Annotated in this window: 21 protein-coding genes; 12 read left to right on the top strand and 9 right to left on the bottom strand. The window is 72.7% G+C overall.

Features of this window, described 5'->3' with window-relative positions:
- Window positions 1-714 (top strand): TIGR02569 family protein (locus ACNAYW_RS19530; RefSeq protein ID WP_415851310.1); only part of this gene is annotated, 714 nt, incomplete at its 5' end.
- Entirely contained in the window at window positions 702-1388 is a 687-nt protein-coding gene (locus ACNAYW_RS19525; RefSeq protein ID WP_415851309.1) for a sirohydrochlorin chelatase, read from the top strand. The genes ACNAYW_RS19530 and ACNAYW_RS19525, both read left to right, overlap by 13 nt.
- Here ACNAYW_RS19525 and ACNAYW_RS19520 read toward each other — a convergent pair.
- Both ACNAYW_RS19520 and ACNAYW_RS19515 read right to left on the bottom strand, forming a co-directional pair.
- The gene (locus ACNAYW_RS19520) at window positions 1376-1666 is read right to left on the bottom strand and encodes an MGMT family protein (protein WP_415851308.1); all 291 of its coding nucleotides are present in this window, start codon (window positions 1664-1666) and stop codon (window positions 1376-1378) included. The genes ACNAYW_RS19525 and ACNAYW_RS19520 overlap by 13 nt on opposite strands.
- Before the next feature lie 4 nt (window positions 1667-1670).
- Window positions 1671-2432 carry an alpha/beta hydrolase gene (locus ACNAYW_RS19515; protein WP_415851307.1) on the bottom strand — a complete coding sequence of 254 codons (762 nt, stop codon included), beginning with the start codon at window positions 2430-2432 and terminating at the stop codon, window positions 1671-1673.
- 88 nt (window positions 2433-2520) lie between these two features.
- Here ACNAYW_RS19515 and ACNAYW_RS19510 point away from each other — a divergent pair, with 88 nt between their 5' ends.
- Complete coding sequence (locus ACNAYW_RS19510) at window positions 2521-5829, top strand: ATP-dependent helicase (protein WP_415851306.1); 3309 nt, start codon at window positions 2521-2523, stop codon at window positions 5827-5829.
- Window positions 5822-9136: an ATP-dependent DNA helicase gene (locus ACNAYW_RS19505; RefSeq protein WP_415851305.1), complete on the top strand. Its 3315-nt coding sequence runs from the start codon at window positions 5822-5824 to the stop codon at window positions 9134-9136. The genes ACNAYW_RS19510 and ACNAYW_RS19505 overlap by 8 nt, the downstream gene beginning before the upstream one ends.
- Here the strand turns inward: ACNAYW_RS19505 and ACNAYW_RS19500 are convergent.
- Window positions 9133-9540: a DoxX family protein gene (locus tag ACNAYW_RS19500; protein ID WP_415851304.1), complete on the bottom strand. Its 408-nt coding sequence runs from the start codon at window positions 9538-9540 to the stop codon at window positions 9133-9135. The two genes, ACNAYW_RS19505 and ACNAYW_RS19500, sit on opposite strands and share 4 nt — an antisense overlap.
- 96 nt (window positions 9541-9636) lie before the next feature.
- On the opposite strand from ACNAYW_RS19500, the gene ACNAYW_RS19495 reads away from it, so the two are divergent.
- Window positions 9637-10740, top strand: coding sequence for a potassium channel family protein (locus ACNAYW_RS19495; protein WP_415851303.1), 1104 nt, complete (start codon window positions 9637-9639; stop codon window positions 10738-10740).
- Here the strand turns inward: ACNAYW_RS19495 and ACNAYW_RS19490 are convergent.
- The 3 genes from ACNAYW_RS19490 to ACNAYW_RS19480 form a co-directional block, all read right to left on the bottom strand.
- A complete protein-coding gene (locus ACNAYW_RS19490) occupies window positions 10737-11606 on the bottom strand; it encodes a TIGR03621 family F420-dependent LLM class oxidoreductase (protein ID WP_415851302.1) in 870 nt (289 codons plus the stop codon). The genes ACNAYW_RS19495 and ACNAYW_RS19490 overlap by 4 nt on opposite strands.
- A 60-nt stretch (window positions 11607-11666) precedes the next feature.
- Window positions 11667-12017: a hypothetical protein gene (locus ACNAYW_RS19485; RefSeq protein WP_415851301.1), complete on the bottom strand. Its 351-nt coding sequence runs from the start codon at window positions 12015-12017 to the stop codon at window positions 11667-11669.
- A gap of 80 nt (window positions 12018-12097) precedes the next feature.
- Window positions 12098-12892, bottom strand: a complete 795-nt coding sequence (locus tag ACNAYW_RS19480; RefSeq protein ID WP_415851300.1) for a sulfurtransferase — start codon at window positions 12890-12892, stop codon at window positions 12098-12100.
- A 14-nt stretch (window positions 12893-12906) separates the two neighbouring features.
- On the opposite strand from ACNAYW_RS19480, the gene nudC reads away from it, so the two are divergent.
- Together nudC and ACNAYW_RS19470 are read left to right on the top strand one after the other, a co-directional pair.
- Window positions 12907-13809, top strand: a complete 903-nt coding sequence (gene nudC, locus ACNAYW_RS19475) for an NAD(+) diphosphatase (RefSeq protein ID WP_415851299.1) — start codon at window positions 12907-12909, stop codon at window positions 13807-13809.
- Between the two features lie 195 nt (window positions 13810-14004).
- A complete protein-coding gene (locus tag ACNAYW_RS19470) occupies window positions 14005-14550 on the top strand; it encodes a hypothetical protein (RefSeq protein ID WP_415851298.1) in 546 nt (181 codons plus the stop codon).
- Window positions 14551-14627: 77 nt separating this feature from the next.
- Here the strand turns inward: ACNAYW_RS19470 and ACNAYW_RS19465 are convergent, their stop codons facing one another.
- Window positions 14628-14867, bottom strand: a complete 240-nt coding sequence (locus ACNAYW_RS19465) for a mycoredoxin (RefSeq protein ID WP_068522052.1) — start codon at window positions 14865-14867, stop codon at window positions 14628-14630.
- 77 nt (window positions 14868-14944) lie between these two features.
- Between ACNAYW_RS19465 and ACNAYW_RS19460 the strand changes: the two genes are divergently transcribed.
- From ACNAYW_RS19460 to ACNAYW_RS19445, 4 genes are all read left to right on the top strand, one after another.
- Window positions 14945-17035 (top strand): ATP-dependent DNA helicase UvrD2, encoded by a 2091-nt coding sequence (locus ACNAYW_RS19460; RefSeq protein ID WP_415851297.1) that lies wholly within the window; start codon window positions 14945-14947, stop codon window positions 17033-17035.
- 551 nt (window positions 17036-17586) lie between these two features.
- Window positions 17587-17892 (top strand): WhiB family transcriptional regulator, encoded by a 306-nt coding sequence (locus tag ACNAYW_RS19455; RefSeq protein WP_415851296.1) that lies wholly within the window; start codon window positions 17587-17589, stop codon window positions 17890-17892.
- A gap of 206 nt (window positions 17893-18098) precedes the next feature.
- Window positions 18099-19307 (top strand): acyl-CoA dehydrogenase family protein, encoded by a 1209-nt coding sequence (locus ACNAYW_RS19450; RefSeq protein WP_415851295.1) that lies wholly within the window; start codon window positions 18099-18101, stop codon window positions 19305-19307.
- 113 nt (window positions 19308-19420) lie between these two features.
- On the top strand, window positions 19421-21400 hold the full coding sequence (locus ACNAYW_RS19445) for an acyl CoA:acetate/3-ketoacid CoA transferase (RefSeq protein WP_415851294.1): 1980 nt from the start codon (window positions 19421-19423) through the stop codon (window positions 21398-21400).
- Here ACNAYW_RS19445 and ACNAYW_RS19440 read toward each other — a convergent pair whose 3' ends face one another.
- The gene (locus ACNAYW_RS19440) at window positions 21401-21751 is read right to left on the bottom strand and encodes a VOC family protein (protein ID WP_415851293.1); all 351 of its coding nucleotides are present in this window, start codon (window positions 21749-21751) and stop codon (window positions 21401-21403) included. It lies immediately after the preceding gene.
- Between the two features lie 48 nt (window positions 21752-21799).
- On the opposite strand from ACNAYW_RS19440, the gene ACNAYW_RS19435 reads away from it, so the two are divergent.
- Entirely contained in the window at window positions 21800-22219 is a 420-nt protein-coding gene (locus ACNAYW_RS19435; RefSeq protein WP_415851292.1) for a MarR family winged helix-turn-helix transcriptional regulator, read from the top strand.
- Between the two features lie 8 nt (window positions 22220-22227).
- Here ACNAYW_RS19435 and ACNAYW_RS19430 read toward each other — a convergent pair whose 3' ends face one another.
- Entirely contained in the window at window positions 22228-23544 is a 1317-nt protein-coding gene (locus ACNAYW_RS19430) for an ABC1 kinase family protein (RefSeq protein WP_415851291.1), read from the bottom strand.
- Window positions 23545-23774: the final 230 nt, after the last annotated feature.

Below are 23774 nucleotides of genomic sequence, written 5' to 3'. Positions count from 1 at the left end.
GCGGCGTGGTCCGCGAAGGTGCGCGAGGACCTCTACGTCGACGGCATGCGCCTGGCCCGGCCCTTCCGCGCGACCGACGGGCGCTACGTCGTCTCGGGCTGGCGCGCCGATACGTTCATCGCCGGCTCCGCCGAGCCGCGCTTCGACGAGATCATCTCCATGGCGAACCGGCTGCACGAGGTCACGGCGAAGCTCGAGCGGCCCCGTTTCCTCGCCTCGCCCACCGTCGCGCCGTTCACCGAGGTCGACTACTTCGGCTTCGCCGACCGCGCCGCGTGGGAGGACAAGCCGCTCGCCATGGCCCGCAAGCTCGGCGCGCTCGACGAGACGGAGGAGCACCGGCAGCGCGCCGTCGAGCTGGTGACGGAGCTCGCGGCGCTGCGCACGCCCGTGGAGGCCGCGCCGCAGCTCGTGCACGGCGACCTCGCCAGCTCAGTCCTGTTCGCCGGCGCGGCCGCGCCCGGCATCACGGATTTCACGCCGTACTGGCGCCCGCCGACGTGGGCCGCGGCAGTCGTCGCCGTGGACGGGCTGTCCTGGGGCGGCGCCGACGACAACCTCCTCATGCGCTGGGCCGACCTGCCCGAGTGGCCGCAGATGGTGCTACGCGCCCTGATCTTCCGGCTCGCCGTGCACGCCGTGCACCCGCGCTCGGAGGCCGAGGCGCTGCCCGGCCTCGAGCACATCGTCGAGATCGGCCGGTGGCTGCTCTGAGCGGAGCCCCCGCGGAGCGGCGGATCCTCGTCGCCCACGGCACGCGCTCGGCGTCCGGCATCGCCACGGTCCACGCGATCGCCGACGCCGTCGCCGCCCGCACGGGCCCGATCGACACGGCCTTCGTCGACGTGCGGGGGCCGTCACCGTCGGACCTGCTGCGCGAGACGGGCCGCCCGACGGTGCTCGTGCCCGCCTTCCTCGCCGCCGGCTACCACGTCCACACCGACGTGCCCCGGCACGTGGCGGCGAGCGGGCACCGCGCGGTCACGGTCACGGCGGCGCTGGGTCCGGACCACGCGCTGGTGGGCGCGCTCGTGCGGCGCCTCCGCGAGGCCGGGTGGCGCCCCGGCGACACCGTCGTGCTCGGCGCGACCGGCTCGTCGGACCCGCACGCCCGCGCGGACGTGCGCACGATGGCCGGATACCTCGAGGAGGCCGTCGGCGGCCCGGTCCCGGTGGGCTTCCTCGCCGCCGGCGGCCCGACGGTGGCCGACGCGGTCGCGGCCGCGCGGGTCCCGGGGCGGCGGCTCTTCCTGGCCGCGTACCAGCTGGCGGAGGGCCTGTTCCACACCCGGCTCGCCGACGCGGGGGCCGACGGGGCGGCCGCCCCGCTGGGCACCGCGCCCGAGGTGATCGACCTGCTGGTCGACCGGTTCGCTCAGAGCCGGTAGTCCCGCAGCGGGATGCGGTCCCCGTCGGCGAGCACGCCCTCGGCGCGCAGGCGCTCCAGCTGTTCGCGCACGATGTGCGCCGCGGGGCGCCCGGTGGCGGGGACCACCCGGTGCCAGGGCAGGTCCGAAGCGTCCGTGCGCATCACCCAGCCCACGATCCGCGGCGAGCTCAACCCCAGTTCGTCGGCGATGTCGCCGTAGGTGCGCACGCGGCCGGGCGGGATGGCCTCGATCAGCGCGCGCACCGCCTCGACCTGCTCCTCGGTGACCTTCGCCATGGGGCTATCCGATCAGGTGGCGCGCGTACTCGCCGACGGTCGCCGGGATCTCCTGCGCCACCATGTGATCCGACGGCACCGCGACGACCTCGACGTCGCCCGGCATCGCGGCCACCTGCGCGTCGGTGACGAAGTGGGCACGGTCGGCGCGCAGCAGCACCGTCGGGACGGACGACGGTGCGCCGACCGCCGGCCGGGCCAGTTCGCCCCACAGCGCCGCCACCGCGGCGCAGCTGATGTCCCACTCCCAGCGCCCGGAGTCGCGGCGCACCAGGTGCTCGGCGATCTCGTCGTCGATCACGGGCTCGGGGACCCGCGCCCACGCCCCGGACCGCTTCTCCTGCTTCGCCTCCTCGGGCGAGGTGAAGTCGAAGAACTCGATCGTCTGCGCGGCGATGGTCCCGCACAGCTCAGGGTCCAGCTCCTGTGCGGGATCCAGCAGCAGGAGGGCGCGCACCAGGTCCGGGCGGGCGGCGGCGAGGCGGCAGGCGAGCGCGCCGCCGAGGGAGTGGCCGATCACCGCGACGGGGCCGTCGCCGTGCCGCTCGATCACCTCGACGAGATCCGCCACGTGCTGCTCCAGATGCCACGGCGGCGCCCACGTCGAGCGGGCGTGCCCGCGCAGGTCCGGGGCCAGCACGCGCACTCCCGGCAGCTCGTCGTCGGCGAATCGGCGCCAGCGCGCCCCGTGGCCGGTGACGCCGTGGATCGCGAGCACGGTGGGGGCGCGGGGGGTGTCCGGACCGTAGACGTGGGTGTTGAGCATGCCCCCGATCATGCCCTGTGCCGTGCCGTCGCGAGGTTGTCAGTGGGCTGTGATCTGATCGACGGACGCGGTCGGAGAGGGGGTGCGCATGAACGCCGGAACAGGGAATCGAGGGGCCGACGGTGCGGGGAAGCACCGTCGCCCCCGCCTGCGCCTGCAGTACACGCCTCCGGAACCGCCCCCCGTCCGCGAGTGGGTCGGGCCGATCGCCGCGCTGGCGGCGCCGGCCACCGGGGAACTCCCGCTCGACGTGGGCGGCTGGGCGCCGTACCGGATCCGCGGCGGGCCCGGCACGGGCAAGACCTCGGCGCTCGTGGACATCGCGGTGGCGAAGCTCACCGACCCGTTCGTCGAACCGGAATCGGTGCTCCTCCTCACCGGCAACAAACGAGCGGCGGCCGACCTGCGGCGCGAGCTCTCGGCGCGGGTGCTGGCGGGGAGCGAGGGGGTGCACGCCTCGGGGGAGCCGCTGGTGCGCACCGTGCACTCGCTGGCCTTCGCGGTGCTGCGGCTGCAGGCCGCCGGCACGGGCAGCCCGCCGCCGCGCCTCATCACCGGTTCGGAGCAGGACGCGGTGGTGCGGGAGCTGCTGCGCGGCAACCTCGAGGACGGCGGCGCCCATTGGCCCGAGCGCCTGCGTCCCGCGTTGGTCACGCACGGCTTCGCGGGAGCGCTGCGCGACCTCTTCGCGCAGGCCGCGCAGCGCGGCGCGGGTCCGGACGAGATCGAGGACCTCGCCCGCCGGTACAACCGCGGCGAATGGCTCGCCGCGGCGAACGCGCTGCGCGAGTACCAGGAGACCACGCTGCTGCGCGGCTCCGTCGGCCTCGCCGGCCCGCAGGCCGTGGCCCCGGCGGTGGACGCCGCGGAGCTCATCGACGCGGCCGTCACGGCACTCGCCTCCGACGACGCCCTGCTCGCCCAGCAGCGCGAGCGCATCCGGTTCCTCCTCGTCGACGATGCGCAGAACCTGGACCCGTTGGCCTCGGCGCTGATCCGGCTGCTCGGTACGGGGACCGAGCTCACCGTGATCGCGGGGGATCCCGATCAGGCGGTCAACTCCTTCCGCGGCGCGAGCACCCGCTTCCTGCAGAACCTCGACGTCACGCCGGAACGGGACGTGCTGCTCGAGCGGAGCTTCCGCTTCGGGGAGGAGGTGGCGGGCGCCGTGAACCGGATCTCCGCGCGCCTGCCGCACCGGTTCGGGGCCGTCGCGCCCGAGCGGCCGCGGCCCGGCACCGCGGCCGTCCGGCTGTTCTCCACGCCCGCGAAGGAGGCCGACGCGATCGCCGCGATGCTGCGGCGCGAGCACGTCCTGGGGGGCGTCCCGTGGGAGGACATGGCCGTCGTCGTGCGGTCGGTCTCGGCGTCGATCGCGCCGCTGCGCCGCGCGCTGGCCTACGCGGGCGTTCCGGTCACCGTGCCCGCGGACGACGTGCCGCTCGCCCGGCAGCGCGCCGTGTACGCACTGCTCCTCGTGCTCCGCGCCGCCGTCGCCCCCGAGGGGCTCGACCCGGCGGAGGCCGTCACCCTGCTGTCCGGCCCCGTCGGCGGCGGCGACCCGCTGACGCTGCGCCGGGTGCGGCGGGCGGTGCGACGCGCCGATCCGGCGGAGGACCGCGGCTCCGCCGAGATCCTCGCCGCGGTGCTCACCGGCGCCGCCGAGTTCGCGCCCTACAAGGCCGTGCTCACCGAGCTCGAGGCCGAGCCCGTGGAGCGGGTCCTCGCCGCGGTCCGGGCCGCCGGCGCCGCCGCCGAGCACGGCACCGTCGAGGAGGTGCTGTGGGCCGCGTGGGCGGCCACCGGGCTCGCCGCCCGCTGGGGCGCGCTCGCGCTGCGCGGCGGCACCCTGGGCGAGCAGGCCGACCGCGACCTCGACGCGGTGATGGGGCTGTTCGACTCCGCCGCCGACTTCACCGACACCCTGCCCACCGCCTCCGTGGGCGCGTTCGTCGAATACCTGGAACAGCTGCAGATCCCGCGGTCCGACCGCGCCCGCGGCCGCAGCGGGCAGGCCACCGTTCCGGGGGTGACGCTGCTGTCGGCGCACAGCACGGTCGGGCGGCAATGGGACGTCGTCGCCGTCGCCGGCGTGCAGGAGGGCCGCTGGCCCAACCTGCGGCGCCGCGGCGGCCTGCTCGGTACCGACGAGCTGCTGGATGCGCTCGACGGGATGGATCCCGCGGCGCTGCCCACGGTGTCGCGGTCGCTGCCGCTGCTCGCGGAGGAACGGCGGCTGCTCCTCGTCGCCTGCTCGCGGGCCCGCCGCACGCTGCTCATCACCGCGGTCGACACGGCGGACGGTGACGGCGACCTGGTGCCGTCGCGGTTCCTGCAGGGGATCGCGCCGTCGGGCGACGAGGACCCGGAGACCTACACGCCCGCGGTGGAGAGCGCACCGTCGGCCGCACTGGACCTGCGCACTCTGGTGGCCGTGCTGCGCACCGCCGCCTGCGATCCCGCGCGCGAGCCGCAGGAGCGCGCCCACGCCACCCGGCAGCTCGCGCGGCTCGCCGCCGACCGCGTTCCGGGCGCGCACCCGGACAGTTGGTACGGCATGGCGGGCGCGAGCACCGACGATCCGCTGTGGACGCCGGAGGACGGGCCGGTGGCGCTGTCCCCGTCGAACGTGGAAGCGCTCTCGGCGTGCGCGCTGCGGTGGATGCTGGAGCGCTTCGGCGGCAGCGACGGCGACTCCGCCAAGCAGGCCACGGGCAACCTGGTGCACACCCTGGTGCAGGCGGTCGCGGGACGGATCCCCAAGGACGAGGTGACCCGCTCGCTGGAGAAGGTGTGGGACCGCGTCGACCTCGAGGCGGACTGGTTCGCGCAGCGGGAGCTGGCGCGCACCGAGGAGATGTTGGAGTCCTTCCGGTCCTGGCTGGCCGGGAGCCGCGGCGAACTCACCGAGGCGGGCGTGGAGATCGGCGTCGACGCGGTGATCCCGGGCGATGTCACGGCCGGCGGCACCGATCCCGACGTGCGGATCCGCGGTCGGATCGATCGACTCGAACGCGACGCGCTCGGCCGTGCCGTCGTGGTGGACGTCAAGACGGGGCGCACCCTCCCGACCCAGGCGGACGGGCAGGCCCAGGCGCAGTTGCGCACGTACCAGGTGGCGCTCGCGCACGGCGGGATCGACGGCGTGCCGGAGACCCCGGGCGGCGGCAAGCTGGTGTACGTCGCCAAGGCGCACACCAAGACCGGCGCGACGGTGCGCGAACAGGACGCGCTCACCCCGGCCGATGTGGACGAGTGGCTGGGCGTGATCCGCGAGGCCGCGCGCCGCACTCGTGGGCCGGAGTTCCCCGCCACCCTCAACGCCTCGTGCCAGTACTGCGCGGTGGCGTCCTGCTGCCCGGTCGTGGACAAGGGACGGAGCGTCACCGATGACTGAGGGAGTGACCGACGGGTTCCCGCACGCGCCGCTGATCTCGGCGGTGGACCTGGCACACGAGCTGGGCCAGGCGTTCGCGCCGACGGACGAGCAGCGCGCCGTCATCGAGGCGCCGCTCGGGCCGTGCCTCGTGGTCGCGGGCGCGGGCGCGGGTAAGACGGAGACGATGGCCGGGCGCGTGGTGTGGCTCATCGCGAACCGCTACGTCACGCCCGACCAGGTGCTGGGCCTCACCTTCACCCGCAAGGCCGCGCAGCAGTTGATGATCCGCGTGCGCAAGCGGCTCGCGCGTCTCGCCGGTGCGCCCGTCGTCGACCGGATCGATCCGTCGGGCGAGCTGCGGGCGTCGCTGCGCACCGTCGAGCCCGAGATCAGCACGTACCACGCCTACGCGGGGCGGCTGCTCGGTGACTACGGCATGCTGCTGCCGGTCGAGCCGTCGGTGCGACTGGTCTCGGAGACCGAGCGCTGGCAGATCGCGTACGACGTGGTCACCGGATGGGACGAGGCGCTCGAACTCGACCGGAACCCGGCGAACCTCACCGAATGGGTGCTCGGGCTGTCCGGGGCGCTCGCGGACCATCTGGTGACCCCCGACCAGCTGGAGGCCGACGACGACGAGCTGGAGCGGCTCATCGGCCTCCTCCCGCCCGGGCCGCGGCAGCGGGCCGCGCCGAACGCCGCGCTGCTCAAGGCCGCCGAAGTGCAGGAGCAGCGGCGCCGGCTGATCCCGCTGGTGCGGGCCGTGGCCGCGGAGATGCGGGCCCGCGAGGTCCTCGACTTCGGCAGCCAGATGGGGCTCGCCGCGCAGCTCGCGCTCGCCAATCCGGATGTGGCGGGCCTCGAGCGGGCCCGGTTCGGCGCCGTCCTGCTCGATGAGTACCAGGACACCGGGCACGCGCAGCGGATGCTGCTGGCGTCGCTGTTCGGCGGACCGTCGGGTGCCGCCGCCGTGACCGCGGTGGGCGATCCGATCCAATCGATCTACGGCTGGCGCGGCGCGTCGGCCGCGAACCTCCCCCGGTTCGCCACCGATTTTCCGCAGGCCGACGGCAGACCCGCCCCGCGCCGCGAACTGCTCACGAGCTGGCGCAATCCGACGAGCGCGCTCAGCCTCGCCAACGCCGTCTCGGAGGACCTGCGCAGCCGCGGCGTGCCCGTCTCCGAGCTGAAGGCGCGTCCCGACGCGCCGGGGGGCGACCTGCGGATCTCCCTGCACTCCACGGTGATCGACGAGCGCGACTGGGCCGCCGATGCGATCGCGGAGCAGTGGCGCGGGCGGATCGAGGCGGGGGAGGAGCCACCGACCGTGGCGGTGCTCGTGCGCCGCAACGCCGATTCCGCGGGGATCGCCGCCGCCCTCGGCGAGCGCGGCGTGCCCGTCGAGGTGGTCGGCCTCGGCGGCCTGCTGCACACCCCCGAAGTGCAGGACGTCGTGGCGCTGCTGCGGCTGGCCGTCGAGCCGCTCGCCGGCACCGCCGCGATGCGGCTGCTCACCGGGCCGCGCTGGCAGCTCGGTGCCGCCGACCTCCGGGCGCTGTGGAACCGCGCGCGCAGGATCGCGCACACCACGGGCCGCGCGGCCGCGGGCGCCGTCGCCACGCCGGAGCAGCTCGACGCCGCGCTGGACGCGACGCTGCCCTCGGAGAGCCTCGACGCCGCGGGTCTCGGTGACGCGATCGCCGACCCGGGGGCGGACGCCGACTACTCGGCGGCGGGCCTGGCGAAGATCCGGTCGCTCGACCGCGAGGTGCGGCACGTCCGGGAGCGGCTCGGGCATCCGCTGCCCGAGGTCGTGGCCGAGGCCGAGCGGGTGCTGGGCGTGAGCATCGAGACCCGCATCCGCGCGTCCCGGCAACTCGGCGGCCGCGCGACCGGCCGCGAGCACCTCGACGCCTTCGCGGACGTGGTCGTCTCCTACGCCGAGCGACCCACCGCGACCCTCCCGGGCCTGCTCGCCTTCCTCGCGGCCGCGGAGAGGGTGGAGGGCGGTCTCACGCCCGGAGACGTGGAGGTCGCCACCGACCGGGTGCAGGTGCTCACGGTGCACTCCGCGAAGGGCCTCGAGTGGGATGTGGTGGCGGTGCCGCACCTCTCGGAGGGCATCTTCCCCTCCAACCGGGCGCTGCCCACGTGGCTGTCGACGCCCGCCGAACTGCAGCCGGGCCTGCGCGGCGACCTCGCCGAACCCGGCGAGACCGACGGCGTGCCCCGCCTCGACCTCGACGGCTGCAACAACCGCAAGGACCTCGAGGACGCCCTGGACGCGCACCGGAAGGCGCTCAAGGGCATGAACATGCACGAGGACGAGCGCCTGTTCTACGTCGCCGTCACGCGCACCCAGTCGGTGCTCCTGCTGTCCGGGCACTACTGGAGCGAGGACGTGAAGACGCCGAAGGCCCCGTCGCGCTTCCTCGTGGCCGCGCGCGACCACGCGCCGGACGCCGTGACGGAGTGGGCGGGCGAGCCCCTCGAGGACGCGCCGAATCCGCTGGAGACGGAGCCGATCCGCCTGCCGTGGCCGCGCGACTTCCTCGGCGCCCACCGCCCCGACGTGGACGCCGGCGCCGAGCTGGTGCTCGCCGAGCTCGCGCGCGGCGCCGCGGAACCCGATGCGGACGAGCCGGATCCGTACGGCTGGGCCGCCGAGGTGACCGCTCTCCTCGCGGAGCGTGCCCGCCAGGCGCAGGCCGAGCTGGAAGTCGCGGTGCCGCGCGAGGTCTCGGTGAGCCAGCTGGTGGAGTTGCGGCGCAGCCCCGCCACGTTCGCGAGCCGGCTGCGCCGGCCCGTGCCGTTCAAGCCGAATCCGTACGCGCGGCGCGGCACCGCCTTCCACGCGTGGCTCGAACGGCGGTACGGTGCGTCGCGCCTGCTGGATCTCGACGAGCTGCCCGGCGCGGCCGACGGAGCCGCGGGCGCCGACGAGAACCTCGCGCTGCTGCAGCGGCGGTTCGAGGAGAGCGAATGGGCGGCGCGCACCCCCGTCGACATCGAGGTGCCCTTCGAGATCGCGGCCGCCGGCACCGTCGTGCGCGGGCGGATGGACGCCGTCTTCCGCGACCCGGGGGGCGGTTTCACCGTGGTCGACTGGAAGACCGGCGTGCGGCCCACCGAGCCGGCGGACGAGCGCGCCGCCGCGGTGCAGCTCGCGGCGTACCGGCTCGCGTGGGCACGCCTGCGGGATGTGCCCGTCGGCGACGTGCGGGCGGCGTTCTTCTACGTGCGCTCCGGGGAGACGGTGGCACCGTCGGATCTGATCGAGCATCAGGGCCTCGCGGACCTGATCACGAGCGCGGGGGAGGGTTAGGCGGCCGGGTCCCTGTCGCGCGCGATCTTCACGGCCGAGACGACCATCGGCAGCTGCAGCGGCAGGCGGGCGTAGGCGCCCAGCCTGAGCGGCAGCGGCTTGTCGGCCCACTGCTGCGCCATGTGCACGTTCGCCGGGAACACCGCCGCGAAGAGCGCGGTCGCGGCGACGCCGCCGAGCCGGCGGGTCCTCGGCGCGGCGAGCAGCGCGGCGGTGGTCAGCTCGGCGACGCCCGAGAGCTGCGTCGCGCGGCGGGGCGTGAGGCCGAACGGAAGGTTCGGCGGCACGATCGAATCGAAGGGCTTCGGCGCGACGAAGTGCAGCGCGCCCATCCCGGCGAGGGACAGCGCCATGCCTCGGGCGAGTTTGTCGGTGCGACGGGCGGGCCGGTTTGTGGACACCATCTGAAGATTGTGGCAGATTGCTCGTCGGCTCCGCCGGACGTGCTAGACCGGATGGGTAACGACCAGCAATTCTCGTGAGGAATCGTCCAGGTAGGTATGTCCGCACGCACCACGTTCCGCAGACGGAGCAAATCCGAACTGACGGACCTCCCCGACCACGCGCTGGTCAGTGTCCTCCGCATCCCGGCGGGCGACTCCACGAACCCGTGGCGGGCGATCGGCGCGCGCGTCCTGGTGGCCCTGGGCGCCCTGTTCCTCGCAGTGTTCATCGTCTACCTCGAGCGGGACGGGTACCGGGACTCCGCGATCGAGGCGGGACTCGATGGCAAGACGTCCCTGACCTTCCTCGACTGCCTCTACTACGCGACGGTCTCCCTCTCGACCACGGGCTACGGCGACATCACCCCGGTGACCCAATCCGCGCGCCTGGTCAACGTCCTGTTGATCACGCCGCTGCGCATTCTCTTCCTCATCGTCTTGGTCGGTACCACGCTCCAGGTGCTCACGGAGCGGTCCCGCCAGGCGTTCAAGATCCAACGTTGGAGGTCTGCTGTGCACAACCACACGATCGTCGTGGGCTACGGCACGAAGGGCCGGACCGCGGTGAGCGCGATGATCAACGACGGCATCGAGCCCGGCAAGATCGTCGTCGTCGACACCGATCAGGCCGCCCTCGAGGTCGCCGAGATCGACGGGCTGGTCACGGTCCGCGGCGACGCGACGAAGGCCGATGTGCTCCGGCTCGCCGGCGCGCCGCGCGCCGCGTCGATCATCATCGGCGCCAACCGTGACGACGCCGCGGTGATGGTCACGCTGACCGCACGCGAACTGGCGCCGCGCGCCAAGATCGTCGCGTCGATCCGCGAGTCCGAGAACACGCACCTCCTGCGCCAGTCCGGCGCCGACTCCGTGGTCGTCTCGTCGGAGACGGCGGGCCGCCTGCTCGGCATGGCGACCACCACCCCGTCGGTCGTGGAGATGATCGAGGACCTGCTCTCGCCCGGCGACGGCTTCAACATCGCCGAGCGCGAGGTGACCCGCGTCGAGGTCGGCCGCTCGCCGCGGCACCTGCCGAACATCGTGTTGGGCGTGGTCCGCAAGGGCAACCTGTACCGCGTCGATTCGCCCGCGGTGTCGGTGGTCGAGGCGGGTGACCGGTTGCTGTTCGTCCGCAATGCCGACGTGAAGGCGTCCGGCTAGCCCCTGAGCAGTTCGATCACACGAGCCATGGCCTCCAGGTTGTGGTCGAGCACGGTGAGGTAGCCGATGCCGAGCCGCGCGCGAAGCTCCAGCAGGCGGTCCGCCATGTCGCGCGGCGTCCCCACGAGCAGGCTGATGTGCTCCTCCGCGGCGTCCTCGTCCCACGTGACCCGCCGGGTCAGCCCGTCCGGGCGGCCCGTCCCCAACGGGAGGAGCGCCTGGAGCACGAGGTTGATCTCGACGGTGCCCGCGCGCTCGCCCAACAAGGTGTTCAGGTGCGCGATCCGGCCCGCGGCGGCGGCCTCGGTGGTGAGCCGTAGGCGCCCGGCGTCGTCGGTGCGCGCGCCGGTGAGACCGACGATGTCGGCGTGCCGGGCGGCGACGCCCAGCAGCCGGTCTCCCCAGCCCGCGATGAACAGCGGCGGCCCGCCGGGTTGCGCGGGGTGCGGCGTGTGCTTCGGGTCCGCGAAGGCGGCGCGCAGCGCGGCCGCCGTGGCGTCCAACCGGTCGATGCGCTCGCGCGCCGTCGGGAACGGGATACCGGCCTGGTCGAACTCGTCGGCTGCGTAGCCCGCGCCGAGCCCCAGTTCCACTCGCCCGTCGGTCAGCAGGTCGGCGGTGGCGGCGTCGCGCGCGAGGAGTGCGGGGCTGTATAAGGGCGCATTGAGTACGAAGGTGTTCAGCCGGACCCGCTCCGTGGCCTCGGCGGCGAGCATCATCGCGGGGAAGGGCGCGAGCATGCCGAGGTGATCGGGGACGCCGATCACGTCGAAGCCGAGCGCCTCTGCGCGGCGGCAGCGGTCCAGCCATGCCGCGCGGGACGGGGCGGCGCCGAGGGCCACACCGAAGCGGAAGTCGTGCACCATGCGGTCATTGAATCAGCGGCGGACGCCGCCCGCCGGGCGTCGGTCGCCGGTCGCGGTGGGTCAGGTGGTGAAGAGTTGCAGGACGCCGGTGACGTTGCCCGTCGCCGTCGTGGAGTCGATCTTCAGATCGCGGACCAGCGAACCGAAGGACGCGGTCTGGACGCGATCCTGAACCCAGTAGCCCGTCGACCCGACGCTGCCGTGTTCGCCACTGCGATCCATGCCCATGCGCTGGACCAGAGTCGCGATGCCCGCGGGCTGGGCGTCGATGCTGAATCGGGAGCCCATGTCGAGGCCGCAGTCCGAACTCACGTGGACGAGTCGCACCCCCAGCTGCTCGGAGTCGGCCGGGACCCGCGCTTCCGCCAGCAGTTTCGGCAGGTCGTCGTTGGCGCAGTGGCGCTGGACCACCGGTTCGCCTCCGGGCAACGAACACCCTCCGACGAGAGCCGCGACAGTCGCCAGGGCGAGGGCGAGTCGGGCGCGCACGGTCAGTCGCCGGTCGCGGCGGGTCGGTCCGTGGCGGCGTACTGCGACCACGAGCCAGGGTAGAGGCGGCCGCCGGGGAAGCCGGCGTGCTCGGAGGTGAGCAGGTCGTGGCAGGCGGTGACGCCGGAGCCGCAGTAGGCGATGAAGTCCTCGCCCGGCCGCAGGCCCGCCTCCGCGAACCGCGCGCGGAGGGCCGCGCGGGGGAGCAGCGCACCGTCGGCGACGTTCTCCCGACACGGCACGCTGACGGCCCCGGGGATGTGGCCGGCGCGCGGGTCGACGGTCTCGTTCTCGCCGCGGAACCGGTCCGCGGGGCGCGCGTCGATCACCGGGACCGCGCCGCCGGCCGCCTCGTCGATGGTGGCCAGGCGGTCCGCGGGCCACGGCCGCGGGGTGAAGCTCGCAGGGGTGGGCGCGACCGTGCCGGTGTCGTCGAGGGGACCGAGCGGACCGTCGAGCAGTGCGGCCGATTCGCCGAGCGCCCGCAGCAACCAGACCAGGCGCGCCGCCATCACGCCGCCCGCGTCGTCGTAGGCGACCACCGTCGCTCCGTCGCCGATCCCGGCGGCGGAGAGGCCCGCGGCGAAGGCCTCGGGGGTGGGCAGCGGGTGCCGGCCCCCGGCGGGCGAGGGCTCGGCGGCGAGGAAGCCGTCGAGGTCGATGTACACCGCGCCCGGGAGGTGTCCGGCGTCGTAGGCCTCGCGGGTGGACCGCCCGTCGAGGTAGCAGCGGGTGTCGGCGAGGATCACGCCGGGGTTGGCCCGCACCCATGCGGCGTCCACGAACGGTTCGATCATGCGGTCAGCCTACGATGATGAGCGTGGCGAAGCTCAGTCTGACCGTGCCCCCGCTCCTCTCGCGCTATCACGTCGACCGCGCCGACGAACTGCGCGCCGACGACGCCGCGCTCGACGCGGCGTGGGCGACCGCGAAGGTGCTGCGCCTCGATCCGCGCGGCCGCTTCGACCTCGACGGCACCGACCTCGTCTTCGCCCGCGGGCACGAGGTCGCGCCGGCGCGACCGGCCGACGCGGTGCTGCTGGGCCGGGTCGACGGGGCGATCGTCTTCGCGTTGCGGGTCGAGAAGTTCGACGGCGCCGACCTCCGGATGCGCGGCCACCTGCTCTCGCCGGTCGACTCCGCGCTGCTCGCGCAGGCCCTCGGCATCCTCAATTGGCACGCCACCGCCGGGTTCTCGCCCGTCGACGGTGCGCCGACGCTCCCCGGGAAGGCCGGCTGGGTGCGCACGACCGCCGACGGCCGCGAGGAGTTCCCCCGCACCGACGGCGCGATGATCACCCTGGTGCACGACGGTGCCGACCACGTCCTGCTGGGCCGGCAGCACCAATGGCCGGAGCGGCTGTTCTCGTTGTTCGCCGGGTTCGTCGAGCCCGGCGAATCGCTGGAGCAGTGCGTCGCGCGCGAGCTGCGCGAGGAGGCGGGCATCGAGGTCGACGACATCACCTACGTCGCCAGCCAGCCCTGGCCCTTCCCCCGCTCGCTGATGCTGGGCTTCACCGCGCGTGCCTCCCGGGATGCGGTCGTCGACTTCCGCGACGGCGAGATCGCCGAGGCGCACTGGTTCAGCCGGACGCAGGTGCGCGACGCGCTCGCCGCCGGGGACTGGAGCACCGACGCCCCCGACGCGCCGCTGCTGCTGCCCAACTCCATCTCCATCGCCCGCGCGATCACCGAGGCCTGGGCGGCGATGTAGCACGTCACGGGCAGCGTCCTTCATCTCGGTGGAGGTCGCCGGGACGTCGTGAAATCGGCCGATTCCGGCGTGGCGATCCGTATGGGGCGTCGCCGGCCGGAAACCGGCTGATTCCCCGACCGAGTGGCGGTCTCCACCCGGATCTCCACCTGTGGGCCGAGGCGGTTCATCGCTGCCGCTCATAGCGTTGTCGCCATGAGCTACGTACGAGGTTTCCTCCCCTGGATCGTCCTGGCGATCGTGTCGTCGACCTTCGGCTGGCAGTGGGGTGCGGTGAGCGCTCTCGCCACCGGCCTCGTGCTGATCGGCGCCGACCGCCGGGCCGGTGCGCTCGAACTCGGCGGGGTCGCCTACTTCCTCGCGCTCGCGGTGCTCGCGCGGGTCGCGCCGCACTCGCCGCTCGAGGCCTACGACGGTGCGCTCTCGGCGGCGTGGCTCGCGGTGATCGCGGGCATCGGGCTGGCGACGGGACGCCCGTTCACGCTCGCCGTCGCGCGCCGCTCGGTCGACGAGCGGACCGCGCGGCATCCGATGTTCCTGCACGTCAACACGGTCATCACCGCGGTGTGGTCGGCGTCCTTCGCGACGACGGCTCTGCTCGGCGCGGTCTGTGTCGCGCTGGGCGAGCCGGAGCCCGTGCGGATCGCCGTCCAGGCGCTGGGCTTCGCCGCACCGGCGATGTTCACCCGGGCGTACGTCGCGCGGATCGGGGAGCGGCGGGCCGCGCTCGTCGCGGCGTGACGACCGAACGCAGAAGTCCGGTCACCCGTCTCCATGATCGTTGGAGCGGATGACCGGACTTCGGTCGATCGAGAGGGTCAGACGCCCAGCTTGCGCTTCACGTCGGCGAGGGAGGGGTTGGTCGCGGTGGAGCCGTCCTCGTACTTGACGGTGGGGACCGTCTGGTTACCGCCGTTGACGCCCTCCACGAACTGGGCGGCCGCGGGATCCTCCTCGATGTTGATCTCGGTCCACTCGATCCCGTTGGCCTTGAGGCCCGTCTTGAGGCGGTTGCAGTAACCGCACCACGTGGTGGTGTACATCGTCAGCTGGCTCATGCCTTGACTCAACCACGCCGCGCCCGGAGTTCTTCCCCGGGCCCGACCTGTCGGACCCGGCTGGAATACTCGACGGTGTGATCGAAGCACTGGACCCGGAGCAACAGGAGGCGGTTCTCGCGCCGCGCGGACCGGTGTGCGTGCTGGCGGGCGCGGGCACGGGCAAGACCCGCACCATCACGCACCGCATCGCGCATCAGGTGTCCACGGGGCACGTCGCCGCAGGTCAAGTCCTCGCCGTCACGTTCACCTCGCGGGCTGCGGGAGAGATGCGGGCGCGCCTGCGCGGGCTCGGCATCGGCGGGGGCGACGGTCAGCCGGGCGTGCAGGCCGTCACGTTCCACGCGGCCGCGATGCGGCAGCTGCGCTACTTCTGGCCCCGCGCCATCGGCGACACCCGCTGGGAGCTGCTCGACAACAAGTTCCCCGTGATCGGTCGCGCGGCGCGCGACTGCGACCTGCGTCCCGAGACCGACACCATCCGGGACCTGCTCAGCGAGATCGACTGGGCGAAGGCCTCCCTCGTCACCCCCGAGACCTACGCGAAGGCGGTCGAGGACGCGGGCCGTACGGCCCCGATGGCGCCGGGCACCGTCGCCGACGTCTACGCGGCCTACGAGCGGCGCAAGACCGACCAGGACGGCAACCGCCTGCTGGACTTCGACGACCTGATCCTGGTCACGGCCGCGATCCTCGAGGACAACCACGTGGTCGCCGAGGAGTTCCGCGACCGGTACCGCAGCTTCGTCGTCGACGAGTACCAGGACGTCACGCCGCTGCAGCAGCAGCTGCTCAACGCCTGGCTCGGCGACCGCGACGATCTCACGGTGGTGGGCGACGCGAACCAGACCATCTACTCGTTCACCGGCGCCACCCCGAACTACCTGCTCGACTTCACGCGCCGCTTCGAGGACGCCACCATCGTCCGGCTGCAGCGCGACTACCGCTCGACCCCGCAGGTCGTGGCGCTCGCCAACAAGGTGATCGGCGCGGCGCAGGGCCGCGTCGCCGGCACCCGCCTCGAACTCGTCGGCCAGCGCCCCGAGGGGCCGGCGCCGGTCTACGCCGAGGTGGACGACGAGCCGGCGGAGGCGAAGCTGGTCGCCAAGCGGATCCGCGAACTGCTCGCCAAGGGCGTCCCCGCCAGCGAGATCGCCATCCTCTACCGGATCAACGCCCAGTCGGCCGTGCACGAAGCCGCGCTCACCGAGGCGGGCGTCCCGTACCAGGTGCGCGGTGGCAGCGCCTTCTTCGAGCGACCCGAGATCGGCCAGGCCGTGCGCGCGCTCATGGAACGCGCGGGACAGTTCGGCGGCGTCTCGGGTACCGAGCTCCTGACGCTGGTTCGGGGCGCGCTCGAGCCACTGGGCCTCACGGAGGCGCAGCCCGACGGTGCCCGTGCCCTCGAGCGGTGGCAGGCGCTCGGCGCCCTCGTGGACCTCGCGGAGAACCTCGGGACGGAGCGGCCGGGGCTGACCCTCGCCGAGCTGATCGGCGAGCTCCGCGCCCGGGCCGAGGCCAAGCATCCCCCCACGATGCAGGGCGTCACGCTCTCGTCGCTGCACGCGGCGAAGGGCCTGGAGTGGGACGCGGTCTTCCTGGTCGGCCTCACCGAGGGCTCGGTGCCGATCTCGCAGGCCATCGCCAAGGGTGATCCCGAGCCGATCGAGGAGGAGCGCCGCCTGCTCTACGTCGGCGTCACGCGCGCCCGGGAGCACCTGCACCTGTCGTGGGCGCTCGCCCGCAACGAGGGCGGTCGCAAGACGCGCAAGCGCACCCGATTCCTCGACGTCGTCGCCGGCCAGGCGGACGCGGGCCGGCCGCGCACCGAGTCCGGGCCGAGCAAGGGCAAGCGCCGCTCCTCGGACGTCTGCCGCGTGTGCGGCGGCATCCTCGACACCCGCGAGGAGAAGCTGCGCTCGCGCTGCGAGGACTGCCCGTCCGACCTCAACGACGCGCTCGTGGAGGCGCTGAAGATCTGGCGCACCGGCCAGGCCCGCGACCAGCAGGTGCCGCCGTACACGATCTTCTCCAACGCCACCCTGTTCGCGATCGCGGAGCACCAGCCGCGCACTCGCGCCCAATTGGTCCGGATCAACGGCATCGGCTCGACGAAGATCGACAAGTACGGCGACGAGGTGCTGGCGCTCGTTTCCGAGCACGCCTGAGAGGCGCAAAACCGCAGGTCAAAAATAACTTGTGCGAATAGTTTCGCCCGCATACTGTGGAACACGACCGCACGGGATGACGCGCGAGGTACTGCCTCGCCGCCGGAACGTGATTGACCAGCGCGCGAAAGGAGGCAAACGAAATGAACAACGCAATCATCAACGCAAGCAAGCAGTTCACCGCAGCAGAGGGTGGAGTGTTCGCTGCAGTAGCGGTTCGTGTCGAGGCCTCCCACGCCCTGCCCGGTATGTCGCCACGCCTGTGGCGACTGCGTCGGGAGCAGGCGACGTACGCCGTCGATCACGAACCGCTCACGCGCCCCGTGTGTCTTTCGCGACGAGGTTAGGTCTCAGGACCCACCTCTTCACATTCACCACGGGACCCGCAGCCGCGCGGACCCCGTGGATTCGCGGTCTCTCGTCATCCCCGCCTCGTCGGGGATCGAGGGCCGCCACACGGCTCGCGCACCCACCCGGAAGAAACATCCCGTGCGCCTGACCGGGCGCCGCTACCGAGGCCACCTGAGACACAGGTGGAATGGTGACCAGAAGTGCCGACCATCATGGACGAGCGCCCCGTGGAAGGGGTCGTCCGGAGCATCGAATCCGTCAGTATCAACATCGAGAGCCGCGTGCCCTGTCGCGCAGGCGATCCCGACCTGTGGTTCGCCGAGGCCCCGTCGGACCTTGAGCGAGCCAAGACCCTCTGCGAGACCTGCCCCCTGCAGCGCGCCTGCCTGGCCGCCGCCCTCGAGCGCGGCGAGCCCTGGGGTGTGTGGGGCGGCCAGATCTTCGAGCAGGGCGTCGTGATCGCGCGCAAGCGCCCGCGCGGCCGGCCGCGGAAGAATGCGGCCTGAGCGCAGTGAGCCCCGATCCGAGTGGATCGGGGCTCACTCGTTTCCGGGGGCCGCACCGCCCCGCGATGAGCGCGGCACCCGCCCGCCGCGCAATGGGCTGGGCGAGCGGAAAGTCGCGACGGCGTTGTCCGCGAAAACACTGCGTTCGCACTGTGACGCGGAGCACAGTTGATCCACGTCGAATCGACCCGAAGTGAGGACGCCCGATGACGGATCAGACCACCGAGTCCCTGGCGGAGGGCATCGCCCGCTCCCGTGACACCGACTACCTGGACATGGAGGCGCTGCTCTCCGAGGAGGAGAAGGACCTGCTGGTCAAGGTCCGTAAGTTCGGCGACAAGGAACTGCTGCCGATCGTGAACGACTACTGGGAGCGCGGCGAGTTCCCCTTCGAGATCCTGCCGAAGCTGCGCGACCTGCAGATCGTCGGCGACACCATGACCGGGTACGGCATCACCCCGATGACCGCCGTCGGGCAGGGGCTCGTCTCCTACGAGCTGGGCCGCATCGACGGCAGCATCGCCACGTTCATGGGGGTCCACGTCGGCCTCGCCATGCAGTCGATCTACATCCTCGGCTCCGAGGAACAGCGACAGCGCTGGCTGCCGGCGATGGCGAACCTCGACAAGATCGGCGCGTTCGCGCTCACCGAGCCCGACCACGGCTCCGACTCGGTCGCGCTGGAGGCCACCGCCACGCGCGACGGGAGCGACTGGATCCTCAACGGCCTCAAGCGCTGGCCGGGCAACGCCACGTGGTGCGACGTCATCGTGGTCTTCGCCCGCGACACCGGCGACGGCAAGGTCAAGGCGTTCGTCGTGGAGAAGGGCGACCCCGGCTACAGCGCCACCAAGATCGGCGGCAAGGTCTCCCTGCGCATGGTGCAGAACGCCGACATCGTGCTCGACGAGGTCCGCCTGCCCGACGATCGCCGTCTCGTGAACTGCAACGGCTTCCCCGACGTCTCCAAGGTCCTCATGGGCACCCGCAACGCCGTCGCCTGGTCGTCGACGGGGCATGCGGTGGCCGCCTACGAGATCGCGCTGACCTACGCGCAGCGCCGTACCCAGTTCGGCAAGCCGATCGCCGCCACGCAGAGCGTGCAGAGCAAGCTCGTCGAGATGCTCGGCGACGTCACGGCGATGCAGCTCTACTGCATCCGGCTCGGCCGCCTGCTCGACGAGGGCGCGGTCACCGACACCATGGCCGCGCTCGCCAAGTACTACTGCAGCGTCAAGGCTCGGCACGTCTGCCGGTTGGCCCGCGATGTGCTGGGCGGCAACGGGATCACCCTCGACTTCCACGTGATGCGGCACCTCTGCGACATGGAGGCGCTGGTCACCTACGAGGGGACCGCGGAGATCCAGTCGCTGCTGGTCGGGCGCGAGGTCACGGGCAAGAGCGCGTTCGTCTGACCGCTGTCGCGGAATCCCGCGAATGCGTCCGTGGCACGTGATACACATCACAGTGCGATCGCACATCGCGGTCGCGGCCCCACCGCGAGGGGGCGAGTGAGAGGCGGTACGCGATGTCGATCGACCCGATCCTGATGCCCACGGCGAAGTCCCCGATCCGGGACAAGGTGGTGACCGCGAAGGAGGCGGTGCGGCTGGTCCGCGACGGCGACAACCTCGTGTTGGAGGGGTTCGCGGGACAGGGGTTCGCCGAGGAGCTCGTGCTGGCGCTGGAGGAGCGCTTCCTCGCGACCGGCTCGCCCAAGGACCTCTCGCTGGTCTTCACCGTGGCGCAGGGGGACCGCGGGGAGCGCGGCACCGTCCACCTGTGCCACGACGGCATGCTCAAGCGGGCGATGGGCGGTCACTACGGCATGGCCCCGGCGCTGCAGAAGCTGGCGCTCTCCGGTGAGATCGAGGCCTACAACCTGCCGCAGGGCGTGATCGCGCAGCTCCTGCGCGACACCGGCGCGGGGAAGCCGGGACTGCTCACGCACGTCGGTCTGGGCACCTTCGCCGACCCCCGCCTCGGCGGCGGCAAGGTCAACGACGCCACGACCGAGGATCGCGTGCGGCTCATGGAGATCGATGGCCGCGAGTACCTCTTCTACAAGGCCTTCGAGCGGCTCGACGTCGCCTTCCTGCGCGGGACCACCGCCGACCCGAGCGGCAACGTCACGATGGAGAAGGAGGCGCTCACGCTCGAGGCGCTGGAGACGGCGATCGCGGTGCACAACAAGGGCGGCCTGGTGATCGTGCAGGTCGAGCGGATCGCCGACCGCGGCTCGCTGAACCCGCGCGACGTGAAGATCCCCGGCGCCCTCGTCGACTGCGTCGTCGTCGCGACCAGCCCCGAGCGGCACACCCAGTCGTGGGGCTCGCAGTACAACCCGGCGATGAGCGGCGAGATCCGGCAACCCATGGGCTGGATCCGCCCGATGCCGCTCGATCCGCGCAAGGTCATCGCGCGGCGCGCGGCGCTGGAGCTGCGCCCGAACTCCGTGGTCAACCTCGGCATCGGCGTGCCCGAAGGGGTGGCCGCCGTCGCCGCGGAGGAGAGCGTCCTCGAGTACCTCACGCTCACCGCCGAGCCCGGCGTCATCGGCGGCATGCCCGCCGGCGGCACCGATTTCGGTTCCGCCATCAACGCGGACGCGATCCTCGCGCAGCCCTCGCAGTTCGACTTCTACGACGGTGGCGGCCTCGATGCCGCCTTCCTCGGCATGGCGCAGGCCGACGGCGGCGGCAACGTCAACGTCAGCCGGTTCGGGCCGCGTCTCGCCGGCGCCGGCGGCTTCATCAACATCAGCCAGAACGCGAAGGCCGTGTACTTCCTGGGTACCTTCCTGGCCCCGTCGCGCACGGAGATCGCCGACGGTGCCGTCGTCACCTCCGACGGCCCGGCGGCGCCCAAGTTCGTGGCGTCCGTCGACCAGCGCACCTTCTCCGGCGAGTACGCCCTCCGATCGGGCCAGCCCGTCATGTACATCACCGAGCGGTGCGTCTTCCGGCTCACCGAGCGCGGCATGGAACTCATCGAGATCGCGCCCGGGATCGACCTGCAGCGCGACGTGTTGGACCTGTTGGGCTTCGAGCCGATCATGGACACCCCGCCGGCCGTCATGGACCCGCGGATCTTCCGCGACGAACCGATGGGCCTGCGCGAGGATCTGCTCTCCGTGCCGCTGGAGGCCCGCTTCAGCTACGACGAGTCGCGGAACCTGTTCTTCATGAACTTCGAGGGCATCGCGGTGCGCACGGAGGAGGAGGTGGCGCGCGCCGGCGACGAGATCGAGCGGAGGCTCGCCGAGATCGGTCGCCCGGTCCACGTCGTGATCAACTACGACAACTTCGTCCTCGGCCCCGATCTGGTCGACGAGTACGCCGCCCGGGTCCGCAGGATGAGCAAGTACTACGAATCGGTGACCAGGTACACCACGTCTGCCTTCCTCCGGCTCAAGTTGGCGGATCACCTCGCCGACCGCGGCCTCGCGCCGCACCTGTACGAGAGCCGGACGGAGGCCGTCGCCCACGCGTCGTCGAGCGACGGGTGATCAGTCGACCGCCTGCGACAGGCAGACGAGGTGGCCGTCGGGATCGCGCACGACGGCCATCCGCTCGCCCCAGGGTCGGGTCTCCGGAGGATCGACGACGGCGCCGCCGCGCGCTGCCCACGTGCCGACGGTGTCGTCGAGGTCCGGGACGATGAGGCCCAGGGCGACGGCGGTGTCGCTGGGCGTCGCGGGGCGCTCGTGCAGCATGACCTCGATCCCGTCGGCCGTGACGAGCCACGCCAGTTCGCCGGCGGACCGCGCGAGCCGGAGCCCGAGCAGCCCCTCGTAGAAGGCGAGCGCGCGGCCCAGGGCGGCGACGGAGACGACGAGGCGGGAGATCGACGCGGCCATTCCGCAACGCTACGATGATCGACAGGCACCTGTCAATAAGGGGAGTGGATGGACCGGCCGCACCTACTCACGGAACTGGTCGACGAGGTCTTCCGGCTCAACGCCGCCCTGCTCGCGGAGGGCGATGAGCTCGCCGCCGGGATCGGCACGACGGCCGCCGGGTGGCGCGTACTGGGCCTCCTCGCCGACGGTGCCGCCACCGTCGCCGAGGTCGCCCGCCGCCGGGGGCTGCGGAGGCAGAGCGTGCGCGAGACCGTCGAACGGCTCGCGCGCGACGGCCTCGTCGTCCGGGAGCCGAATCCGGAGGACCGCCGGGCGCCGCTGGTGACCCTCACCGACCGGGGCCGGGCCGCGCTGCGCGACGTCGCGCCCGCGCGCGCGGAGTGGGCGGCACGTCGGTCGGAACACCTCGACGGCGCGGACCTCACCGTGGCGCTGCGCGTGCTCAGGCGGCTGCGCGAGGGCTGATCGCGGCGTCAGTCCTCGCCGTCGAGCAGCGGGACCCAATGCTCGACGATGGCGCGGTACGGCGCCTCCGCCTCCATCTGCGAGCAGATGCCGACCATGCCGAGCAGGACCCGGAAGAGCATCACGTACTCGGGCGGTAGCGCGAGCTTGCGGCCCGTCTGGAACTGTTCGCTGCGCACGTCGGTCGCGGTGTACGCGGCCTTCATCAGCCACTTGCGGGTGAAGTGGAAGCTCTCCGACCGCAGCGGGTCGACGTACGGCGCCAGGTAGCTGCGGATGTCCTCGGGCGTGATCTCCAGCCGCGGCGGGATGAAGCCCTGGCTGCGGAGCAGCGGGAACAGCGCGTCGTAGTCCTCGTCGCGCGCGAGCCTCAGGATCTTGCCCACGGCCGGCGGGATGCCGCCGGGGTACTCGGCGACGGCGCCGAAGTCGAGGGCGACGAGCCGCCCGTCGGGCGCGATCATGAAGTTGCCGGGGTGCGGGTCGCCGTGCAGCAGGCCGGTGCGCGCGGGCGCACTGACCTCGAACTCGGTGAGCTTCAGGGCGGCGTCGTTCCGCTCCTGCTGCGTGCCGTTCGCGATCACGTCGCGCAGCGGCCGCCCCGTCACCCACTCGCTGATGATCACGGTCGGCGAGCTCGCGAAGACCTTCGGCACCCGGACGTTCGGGTCGCCGTCGAAGGCCTTGGCGAACTTGCGCTGGTTGGTGGCCTCGTAGCGGTAGTCGAGCTCTGCCTCGGTGCGGTCGGTGAGCTCCTGGACCAGAGATTTCACGTCGGCTCCGGGGGTGAGCGGCTTGAGCACCGAGCTGAGCCGGCCGAGGGCCTTGAGGTCGGCGCGCAGCGCTTCATCGGCGCCCGGGTACTGGACCTTGACCGCGACCTCGCGGCCGTCCGACCACACGCCGCGGTGCACCTGCCCGATGGACGCCGACGCGGCGGCCTCGTCGTCGAAGGAGCTGAAGCGGTCGCGCCAGCCCGTGCCCAGCTGCTGGTCGAGCACCTTGTGCACCGTGGCCGCCGGCATGGGCGGCGCCTCGTTCTGCAGCTTCGCGAGCGCATCGCGGTACGGGGCCGCGTACTCCGGCGGTACCGCCGCCTCCATCACGCTCATGGCCTGGCCGAGCTTCATCGCTCCGCCCTTGAGCTGGCCCAGCACCTCGAAGAGCTGCTCGGCGGCCTTGGCCTGCAGCTCGGCGTTCACCTCGTCCTTGTCGGCGCCGGCGAGCCGCTTGCCCCAGCCCACCGCCGTCCGGCTGGCCATGCCGAGCGGTAGGCCCGCGAGCTTGGCCGTACGTTTGGCGCTGCCCCGGGTGATCTCGGACACCTGGCCCCCTGAACTCAACGAGCAGCCTCGGCCGCGGGGGCGGGGACCCCGCATCCGCACCCGGGGTGCATGAACCATCGTCGGACGGCGATCGCGCTGCCCTCGACCTCCAAAGTACAGCCGAGGACGTCCGGCGGGTCCGCCGCATCCCACCGCCCCGCGGCGACGGTCGCGACCTGCTGTGCGGCCACGGCCGCGGTGATCCGCAGGACCTGTGCCGTGGCCNGCNC

The organism is Tsukamurella ocularis (genome assembly GCF_965138335.1).
GTDB lineage: Bacteria > Actinomycetota > Actinomycetes > Mycobacteriales > Mycobacteriaceae > Tsukamurella > Tsukamurella ocularis_A.
Note: the sequence above shows the minus strand (reverse complement) of the source record. Positions and strands in the feature narration are given on the sequence as shown.

Excerpts from the sequence above, each read along its gene's own strand:
- ACNAYW_RS19505 (WP_415851305.1), top strand. The coding sequence starts at position 5,822 with ATGACTGAGGGAGTGACCGACGGGTTCCCGCACGCGCCGCTGATCTCG.
- nudC (WP_415851299.1), top strand. The coding sequence starts at position 12,907 with ATGATGAGCGTGGCGAAGCTCAGTCTGACCGTGCCCCCGCTCCTCTCG.
- ACNAYW_RS19495 (WP_415851303.1), top strand. The coding sequence starts at position 9,637 with ATGTCCGCACGCACCACGTTCCGCAGACGGAGCAAATCCGAACTGACG.
- ACNAYW_RS19465 (WP_068522052.1), bottom strand. The coding sequence starts at position 14,867 with ATGAGCCAGCTGACGATGTACACCACCACGTGGTGCGGTTACTGCAAC.
- ACNAYW_RS19450 (WP_415851295.1), top strand. The coding sequence starts at position 18,099 with ATGACGGATCAGACCACCGAGTCCCTGGCGGAGGGCATCGCCCGCTCC.
- ACNAYW_RS19520 (WP_415851308.1), bottom strand. The coding sequence starts at position 1,666 with ATGGCGAAGGTCACCGAGGAGCAGGTCGAGGCGGTGCGCGCGCTGATC.
- ACNAYW_RS19445 (WP_415851294.1), top strand. The coding sequence starts at position 19,421 with ATGTCGATCGACCCGATCCTGATGCCCACGGCGAAGTCCCCGATCCGG.
- ACNAYW_RS19435 (WP_415851292.1), top strand. The coding sequence starts at position 21,800 with ATGGACCGGCCGCACCTACTCACGGAACTGGTCGACGAGGTCTTCCGG.
- ACNAYW_RS19440 (WP_415851293.1), bottom strand. The coding sequence starts at position 21,751 with ATGGCCGCGTCGATCTCCCGCCTCGTCGTCTCCGTCGCCGCCCTGGGC.
- ACNAYW_RS19490 (WP_415851302.1), bottom strand. The coding sequence starts at position 11,606 with ATGGTGCACGACTTCCGCTTCGGTGTGGCCCTCGGCGCCGCCCCGTCC.
- ACNAYW_RS19480 (WP_415851300.1), bottom strand. The coding sequence starts at position 12,892 with ATGATCGAACCGTTCGTGGACGCCGCATGGGTGCGGGCCAACCCCGGC.
- ACNAYW_RS19510 (WP_415851306.1), top strand. The coding sequence starts at position 2,521 with ATGAACGCCGGAACAGGGAATCGAGGGGCCGACGGTGCGGGGAAGCAC.
- ACNAYW_RS19470 (WP_415851298.1), top strand. The coding sequence starts at position 14,005 with ATGAGCTACGTACGAGGTTTCCTCCCCTGGATCGTCCTGGCGATCGTG.
- ACNAYW_RS19515 (WP_415851307.1), bottom strand. The coding sequence starts at position 2,432 with ATGCTCAACACCCACGTCTACGGTCCGGACACCCCCCGCGCCCCCACC.
- ACNAYW_RS19500 (WP_415851304.1), bottom strand. The coding sequence starts at position 9,540 with ATGGTGTCCACAAACCGGCCCGCCCGTCGCACCGACAAACTCGCCCGA.